8 protein-coding genes are annotated in these 8039 nt (G+C 52.9%); 1 reads left to right on the top strand and 7 read right to left on the bottom strand.

The genetic code is table 11. From position 1 onward, the window contains the following. Nucleotides 1-47 precede the first annotated feature (47 nt). Complete coding sequence (locus ACWVCN_RS07030) at nucleotides 48-947, bottom strand: MlaA family lipoprotein (RefSeq protein WP_455244850.1); 900 nt, start codon at nucleotides 945-947, stop codon at nucleotides 48-50. A gap of 134 nt (nucleotides 948-1081) precedes the next feature. Next, nucleotides 1082-1846 carry an alpha/beta hydrolase gene (locus ACWVCN_RS07025; protein WP_455244849.1) on the bottom strand — a complete coding sequence of 255 codons (765 nt, stop codon included), beginning with the start codon at nucleotides 1844-1846 and terminating at the stop codon, nucleotides 1082-1084. Nucleotides 1847-2011: 165 nt separating this feature from the next. Between ACWVCN_RS07025 and ACWVCN_RS07020 the strand changes: the two genes are divergently transcribed. Further along, nucleotides 2012-2524: a hypothetical protein gene (locus tag ACWVCN_RS07020; RefSeq protein ID WP_455244848.1), complete on the top strand. Its 513-nt coding sequence runs from the start codon at nucleotides 2012-2014 to the stop codon at nucleotides 2522-2524. Between the two features lie 32 nt (nucleotides 2525-2556). Here the strand turns inward: ACWVCN_RS07020 and ACWVCN_RS07015 are convergent, their stop codons facing one another. The 5 genes from ACWVCN_RS07015 to ACWVCN_RS06995 form a co-directional block, all read right to left on the bottom strand. Then, entirely contained in the window at nucleotides 2557-4572 is a 2016-nt protein-coding gene (locus tag ACWVCN_RS07015) for an Lnb N-terminal periplasmic domain-containing protein (RefSeq protein ID WP_455244847.1), read from the bottom strand. Beyond that, entirely contained in the window at nucleotides 4523-5032 is a 510-nt protein-coding gene (locus ACWVCN_RS07010) for a DUF3015 domain-containing protein (RefSeq protein ID WP_455244846.1), read from the bottom strand. Before ACWVCN_RS07010 ends, ACWVCN_RS07015 begins: the two co-directional genes overlap by 50 nt. Nucleotides 5033-5161: 129 nt before the next feature. Next, entirely contained in the window at nucleotides 5162-5674 is a 513-nt protein-coding gene (locus ACWVCN_RS07005) for a DUF3015 domain-containing protein (protein WP_455244845.1), read from the bottom strand. Nucleotides 5675-6006: 332 nt separating this feature from the next. Beyond that, nucleotides 6007-7143 carry a M48 family metallopeptidase gene (locus ACWVCN_RS07000; RefSeq protein WP_455244844.1) on the bottom strand — a complete coding sequence of 379 codons (1137 nt, stop codon included), beginning with the start codon at nucleotides 7141-7143 and terminating at the stop codon, nucleotides 6007-6009. A gap of 43 nt (nucleotides 7144-7186) precedes the next feature. Then, nucleotides 7187-7870 carry a TIGR00266 family protein gene (locus tag ACWVCN_RS06995; RefSeq protein ID WP_455244843.1) on the bottom strand — a complete coding sequence of 228 codons (684 nt, stop codon included), beginning with the start codon at nucleotides 7868-7870 and terminating at the stop codon, nucleotides 7187-7189. Nucleotides 7871-8039: the final 169 nt, after the last annotated feature.

The raw sequence follows: 8039 nt of genomic DNA, 5'->3' as shown, positions 1-8039 counted from the left end.
CATCAGAAGGATTCCCTCCTCTTGCACAACTCCCCTCGCCCATCGCCTTACTCGCGAACAGCCTTCGCCCGCTTCTGGGAATAAGCATTGCGGACGGCGCTGTAGAGGTCTAACGTCGCTTCTTCGACGCCTTGGAACTTTTCCAAATTGCGCGACCGGTCGTTCACGATTTCACCAACGCGAGCACCGATCTGAATCAAGGAAGAGGTCGTTCGGTTCTTGTGAGCGATGACGGAAGGGACTCCCTCCACTTCGATGATTGGAACAACCAGCCAGTTGATCGGATTGAGCGCGATGTCCGCGATGTACCCGGTGAAATCCCGCACGTTGAAGGGAGGCATAAACGGCAATACAAGGTAGGGACCAGGTGTTACGCCATAGAACCCGAGCGTCTGGCCGAAATCCTCCTCTGGAGTGACCAGATTAACCTCTTCCGCAACGTCGAAGAATCCGGCGAGCCCTACCGTCGTGTTGATCAAGAATCTCCCCACTTCGATACCGGCTCCCTTGATCTTACCTTGGAAGACGTTGTTCAAGAATCGAGGGGCGAATCGGAGGTTGTAAAACATGTTGCTGATCCCGACCTGCACCATATCCGGCACCACAAAATTGTATCCCTTGGCCACCGGCTTGAGGACGTAGCGATCGACCTGCCTGTTGAACTCAAACATGGCACTGTTAAACGGCTCCCAAGGATCGTATTCTTCGGCTGGCCCTTCATCACCCTTGGCAAAAGGGTCGTATGGCTCCGCCAGGGAGGCGTCTTCCAACGGCGGATCGGTAACGGCCTCCATAGTGGCGGATGAAATGAAGCTTCCCTCTTGTACTGAATCCGGTTGATCCAGCCAGGACTGTGAACCAACAGCGACATGTTCGGCGCATCCGCTGGCCACAATTATGGTGATTGCTAGCAATCCTGCAGCCCATGGACGGAATGAGTCTCTCACCGGCCCTCCCTTGCTCATCTTAAGTCTTCTACGTGGACTGATGCCTCCGGAAATGATAACGAGGCGCACTCTATCAAAAGTCTCTTCGATCGCCAATCAATTCTTGACACCTGTGAACGCTTCAATTCGGCGGGTCAACTACGGATCGCGGCTTCGCAAAAGTCAGCGAGCCGGTCGAAGTAGGCAGCTCCTCCGACGTGATAGGTATTGTTATGGTCCGCATCCTTGACCGTGTAAAAAGACTTTGGAGGCTTGGCCGCGTCGAAGACCTGACGACCAAGTTCGAGCGGGATAATGTCGTCCTTGTCGCCATGAACAATCAGCTTGGGAAGGGAAAGTTGAGGAAGTCGGTTGATCAGCCGATATTCCGCACCCAAGAACCAGTGCATCGGCAACCCGCCGTAGTGATACTTGGCAACTGCTTCGATCGACGGAAAGGCGGATTCTAAAATCAGTCCGGCAGCCGGTTTTTGTGCCGCCACTTCCGCGGCCACCGCGGCACCTAACGATCGGCCGAACAGCACGATCCGATCAGGCCTGATCATCCGTTGTCTCGTCAGATAGTCGTAGGCTCCCAACGCGTCTTGATATAGGCCCTCTTCCGTTGGACGAATCGACTGGCTTCGGCCGTAGCCCCGATAGTCAAATACGAGCACCGACAATCCTTTGTGGAATAGATAGCGGAGATTCTCCAGACGATGGATGATATTGCCGGCGTTGCCATGGAACCAAAGAAGGACCGGGCGGTCGGCTGCCCCCTCCACGTACCAACCGAAGAGTTTTGTCCCATCAGTTGCTGAAAACCAGATATCTTCAAGGGGAAGGCCACTGACAGATCGCCAGTCTCGGTCTTGCCAGGAAGAGGGATAGTAAACGAAGAGTTGGTCGAGGAGACTCACGGGCAGAGAATAACCGAACAGTCGTGGGGAAGAAATAGAATAAAGACACGCCGTCTCCGTGAAAACTGAAAATGTGTCTGTTATTCATTCACTGAAAAGCATGGTCTTGCTTCCCTCACCCTATTTCACTATAAATCACAGTTGAAAGATTGGGAAAAAACACTAATGACGCTCAAGATTGTAATGACCATGTGCGGCCTTTATACCGCGTGTGTGTTCTCCGGCTGTTCAATGATCATGGCAGCCAGCGGTAATAAGGAACCAAACTTTGACTATATCGTTGTTGGTGCCCCGCGGAATCAGGTGGAAGCGGAGTTCGGTCATCCTGTAGTCACGAAAACGTTATCGAATGGTCATGAAGAAGCCAGCTACAAATACGAAATGGGCAATTCTCCAAATCCAGGACGGGCAGCCATGTGGGGTTACTTTTGGCTGACGATCATTGGAATATTAGGCGAGCCGATCTATTCGTTGATCGAACTGAATATGGGGGAGGACCAAGAAACGCGAATAGTATATGGGCCAGACGGCAAGGTGTTCGAAATCCACGGCTACACCCCTCCACCCATTTCGAAGGTCGTCATCGAGGCGGACGAGGCACAGGAAAAATACATCGAGCGACGAAAGAAATCTCAAACCCCTTCAGCCGTACAATCAGACTCAAGTTCTACCCAGTAAAGATTGCGTCCCTGCTTCTTATCACGCTAAGGCTAGAAAAAGGCTTGCAGCGAAAACAAAACATCATTGTCATGGTCCCGATGATGGTACTCAACCCTGAGAGCACAATTCTGCGCAAACGTATATCGCGACCCCAGGAACCACCTGATATCGTCTGACTTCTCGCCCAGCGCAAACTTCACGTATGTCCCTGTCGTCATCATCCTCCAACGATCCGACAGATCAGCCAGCATCCCGGCTGTGGCTCCCCCACCGATCCTATGCCGCTCTTCATAAGCACCACTGTAATTCCCCTCCGCTTCGGCAAATGCGAAAAATAACTCCCTTTTCCAAAACCGAGATTCGACGGCTCCGCCAATGCCGGCGTTCAGCACGCCGTTGCTGCAAAGCTTACAGCCCCGGTGTTTGATCGTCTGCATCCCCAGATTGATTTTCCACGAGGGTGCACGGAATGCGGAATCGATCGGCGAAAGCGACAGTACATTGGCGAATGTCGCCCGTTCGATACGTGTCTGATCAGCACGGTTGTAATGTCGGGCCGTGATTGAGGCAATCTCGATCTGCGCATCCGGTGTGTAGCCGACTTCGGGATCGAGGAGATCATGATAAGCGGCTCGAACGGTGGCTTCCTCGAACGTGTCGTTGTTTCTCCAGCCTCCCCCGAGTCCAGCGCGCAGTGTCTTGTGCCCCAGTTCAGGCTGTTTCGCAAAAGGCACGACCGTGAAAGCTTCCGACGGAATTCGAATCTGGCTTCGCTCGACGAGTAATGCGCGATTTCGCTCTTTCAATTCGACAGGTGGGGAATCGCTGGTATCGATTTGATATCGGAGATAGTCGGAGGCCAAATCTAGCAAGAAAGCCTTCCGAGAAGCCCTCAATTGCATGAAATCCTGATGCCTTAAAGCCTCAAGGTCTCGAGCCAGACGATGAGCCAATGCTCGCTCGTGTGGTGGCAGTGACTCACGCTTCCTGCGTATCACGTTGCTGCGAGACGGTCGATAGGCGATTCCGGAAACCAGACCGGGTTTGGATGTTATGAGTCGAATGGTGTCTGCGGGGATGGTCCAAAACATGAATTCGTCGGTGAGATGTAAATCCGGATTAGCATAGTCGAGCAACGACAACAGATGGTAGGAGCAGTTTTCCTTGAAAAAGAAATAATCGAAGTAGGCGTTGCCGAGCTCCCATGCGTGCATGAGGAGCCGGCGCAATTGGGGTTCTGAGAGGTTGAGTCGATATTCCCATATGTCACGATTTTCGATGTCTCGGTACTCCTGGACTTTCAGGTAATACGGGATTGTAGAGAAGTACCCTTTATAGAATCCGAAGATGCCGCGCACCGGATAGGCGATACCGGCATCGCGCGGTACATCGGCAGCATAGTTGATCGTGTAGGCGAGGATCCTCGTCTGATCAGTCTGGCCCTTCTGATCTACGCGCAGCAACGTATGGCCGAACATGGATGCCGGGTTATTGAGAAAGGCGGAGGGGAAAATAAGCGTTATAGATTCGACCTGAAAATCTTCGTACCAACGAATGAACCGCTCGCACACCATCGGTCTAAGAAGTGTCTCCTCGAAGCTGAGCTTTTGCTTCAGCCAATGATAGCGAGCGACAAATGCGCATTGGGCAGGCTGCTTTGATCGCCCGACAAGTTCATCGGAAAAGAACTGCCTCAATGTGGCTTCCAGTTCCGCCTGCGGATTCCTTTTGCCCTCTGGAGAAAGGAAAAAGCCGGGATCGTCTTGCTCACTTTCAAACCCACCAAATAGTTTAGGCCGGTAGTGCAAAAGAAGATGCCACTCCCTATCATCAGCCAGGTGCTGAGTTCGAGCCTGTTCGATCAACCGGGCCAGATAGGCTTCATTGATTGGCGACTGTGCGGCCGCAACTTGGAATGGGAGGGAAAAAAGAACGGCAGCGAGTGCGAGGGGCAGCAAAGCTTGCAAGAAGAAAAAGCAAGGGCCCTGACGTAAACGCCAGGGCCCCATTTCTGATTTATCGGATCGATGCTTGAGCCAGAACCGGGTGGCCCTCGATCGCTTCATTCAAAGCCTTGACCATTGCCACCGGAGAAGCTTCACCGGCCTTAACCAGCGAGGTGTAGCGCTCCTGAGTCATCGCAAAAAACTCGTCCTGCTTATCGGCAGGTATGCCCATCAGCGATGCAAGTGAGGCCAGATGTTCCCCCTGCCCCTGTGCCATTTCTTGCGAAAGGTTATCGAAGTTCATTTCCGCAAACATAACGGTCTTGCTGTCGCCCATGATCTTGCCGTCATTCGTGCAGCCGGACGTCCCAGTTGAAATGCCGAAGGTCTGGCTTCCAAAGGTGCCGTTCGTGGTGGCCATCAATACTTGTGGTGCGATTTCCTTTTGTCCTTTGTAATCTCCCCAGGCTAACTTACCCAAACCGCATCCGGGGCCAGTGTCAGGATTTGCCGCCATCGCTAGGCCAGCCTGCATCCCGAAGAAAACGGCAACCGACAGCATGAGCACTTTCTTCATCATAAATCCTCCTCCCACTGATAAGGTTGATCGCACACACAGCTACAAGGGAACTCTTAGCCGATTATACTCAACCACCAAAAGATTGCCAGGGAAATATTTTCTTCCCGGGCCATCTTCTTCACATGAGTGCTACCTGGCCATCTCAACTTTCGCCAATATCGGATTTCCGGCCATCGCTTCCTGAATTGCTCCCAGCACGACGGCAGGACCTGCATCTTCGGATGGGACTAAAGAAGTGTACTTCTCTTGCACCATGGAGAAAAAGAGCGGCTGCTCTTCTTCTGGTATTCCCAGCAACGTCGCGAGCGAGGCAAGATGCTCTCCCTCCCCTTGCGCCATTTCCTGTTTAAGGCTTTCGAAAGCGGCGGAGGTCAAATGCACGTGCTTGTTATCCATAACCTTTCCGTCATTCGTGCAGCCGGAAGTCCCAAATGAGATGCCGAAGGTCTGGCTTCCAAAGGTGCCATTCGTGGTAGCCATCATCACCTGTGGCGCAATCTGCTTCTGCCCCCCGTAATCCGACCAGGCTAGTTTGCCCAACCCACAACCGGGCCCGTTATCTGGATTGCCAACGGCAGAGGCCAATTCAACCTGACAGAGACCAGCAAGAACCGCCGCTAACACCGTCATATATGGCTTCATGAATAATACCTCCTTCATCAAAATCAAAAGGAAGAAACTTCCCTCCAAGCCTTGATCCAGACTAGCTGACAAGGTTGCTTTTTCAAACATTATTTGATTTTCATGGGTTGATTTCACACAGATTCACATCTGCCAGAAAAGTGATAGGACGCGGCTTCATGTCTCGATTCGAGACGTTCGGAAAATCAATGCCTCGGGCTAGCCACAGCGTTTGGGCTTGGGTACCTTAATTGGAAAAGCAGCTTGTTGCCGAACCATTTCACCACAGGCCAGGGTGTTCGGGAGAAGGAAGAGACGTGTGCCTCCTGCTTTTCAAGTTCGGATCGGGTTATTTACGGTATCGGCTCCTGCGCCCCAAGAGATCTTTGCACAACAGTCCAGTTGAATACGAACGGCTCAGGCTGAGATTTTGGCAATGACGCCTCCTCCGCCTTGAGTCGTTCGGCACGATCATCGCTCATCGGATGGGTCGAAAGGATTTCAAATCTGCCTTTCTCCTGCTCCGACAGTCGTTCGAAGAAACGAATCATACCGGCCGGATCGATTTTTGCTCGATGGAGCAACTGGAGGCCTTCCACATCGGCTTCGGTTTCTTGCTCTCGTCCAAACTTTAAGGTCAAGAGCTCGATTCCGAGTTGTTTCATCAGCCCGGACAGCCCCTGAGGATCACCCAGCACAACCGTGAGTATGGCAAGCAGGCCTATTTGTTTCACGATGCGTTCAAGACCATGCCGTTGCAGAACGTGATTCAATTCATGACTCAGGACCCCAGCGACTTCCTCACCGCTCTCGGCTTTCGCCAAGAGGCCAGTAAAGACGACGACATATCCCCCGGGAAGCGCGAAGGCGTTCACCACATCACTCTTGACTACGGAAACCTCGAACTTGTACGGGTTCTCAGGGATCCCCTCCGTCAACCGGTGGGTAATCTCCTTAACAGCGGCGACAGCCGGCCCTTCCATGATCACATTCTGTTGGGCGAGAAAGTCCCGGTAAGCTGACTCCCCGAGTTTCTGTTCCCATTCGATCGGGATACGATCTACCGCTAAATCCACAAGAACGTCAGAACCGAACCATAAGAACAGGGTCAGGACTCCAACCACGCCGGCTACGACCGCCCAAACCGCGCGCCTGCGGCCGCGCACTTTCCGAACCTTCGCGGCCGTTGCCTCCAGTTCCTTCATGAGTTCGGGAGAGGCCGCATGACGAAACGCCGCGATCAGGGAGGGATCTTTCAGATACAGTGTGCGCGCTCGGGCCTCCAAGCCCCACTTCACCACGAGTTGGTCGTGGTTCACTCCACCGGCTGAAACCGTAAGCGCTGAGAACGAAACGTCCTCTTCCTGATCAGCCAACGGCTGTTCTACATATCGGATTTTCAATCCGGCGGTCACGACCTCGACATGACAAGGTATTCCCGTAGCTGGAAACAGTACGCCGAAACAGAGGGCATTTGGTGTTACAGACATAGACGAGACGGTCGCGGGCCAGTGGTAAGCCTCTTGCCCAATGCTACTCGCTGACCGGAATGAATTGCCTGATCCAGGCCCCGAAGCTGCCAGGATTCCGGCTTTGAATGTAGACGACGCCGGGCCCTCGGAATCGGCAGACAAATCCTTCACCGGAAGTGAAGCTCGCCACCCAACCGGACGCGGCCCGCTCGATGTTGTAGGAGGTCGTCGCCGACCAGGCTACGAGATGGCTGTTGTCCACGATGTATTCTTGATCCGGCTTCAATTCAACTTTGTGAATCGCACCGAAACTGTTGAGCACCAGCGAACCCTTCCCGCTTATCTTCAAGATAAAGAACCCTTCGCCGCTCAAAATCCCTCGACTCAAACTTTGCATCTGACTTTCGATCTTGACGGTATCAGCGCCGGCAAGAAATCCGTCCTTCTGTACCATGTACTCGTTCAAACCATCGAGCTCCATCACAACGATTTCACCTGGAACGGTCGGTGCGAGCAACACTTCTCCAGCCCCCCGATTCGCCTTCAGCGTTTGGAAGAAGAATTTTTCTCCCGTGAGGAGTTTTCGCGAGAGGGCGCCGAGAAACCCGCCTTCCATTTTGCTCTCAACATCAATCGTCGGCGATGAGGCCACCATCGCGCCAGATTCGGCTTTGATGCTCTCTCCCGCAACCAATTCAATCCGTACCATCGGAAACGCCCCTGGATACAGAATTTCACTCTTCATCCTTCTCTCCCTTAATTAGACTTCTAAGTCAGTGTCCAATGAGATGAACCGCCCCCATCAACACGCTGTGGCTCACCGTTTCTCGAGTTTTCACCATCCTTACGCTGACCGTCTGACATCCTCCTCAGATGAACGGCAACTCGGCGATACGATGCCAGAATCGGAAATT

This window comes from Petrachloros mirabilis, assembly GCF_975968855.1.
Note: the sequence above shows the minus strand (reverse complement) of the source record. Positions and strands in the feature narration are given on the sequence as shown.

Coding starts and splice junctions, on each gene's coding strand:
- ACWVCN_RS07020 (WP_455244848.1), top strand. CDS start 2,012: ATGACGCTCAAGATTGTAATGACCATGTGCGGCCTTTATACCGCGTGT.
- ACWVCN_RS07015 (WP_455244847.1), bottom strand. CDS start 4,572: ATGAAGCGATCGAGGGCCACCCGGTTCTGGCTCAAGCATCGATCCGAT.
- ACWVCN_RS07010 (WP_455244846.1), bottom strand. CDS start 5,032: ATGATGAAGAAAGTGCTCATGCTGTCGGTTGCCGTTTTCTTCGGGATG.
- ACWVCN_RS07005 (WP_455244845.1), bottom strand. CDS start 5,674: ATGAAGCCATATATGACGGTGTTAGCGGCGGTTCTTGCTGGTCTCTGT.
- ACWVCN_RS07000 (WP_455244844.1), bottom strand. CDS start 7,143: ATGTCTGTAACACCAAATGCCCTCTGTTTCGGCGTACTGTTTCCAGCT.
- ACWVCN_RS06995 (WP_455244843.1), bottom strand. CDS start 7,870: ATGAAGAGTGAAATTCTGTATCCAGGGGCGTTTCCGATGGTACGGATT.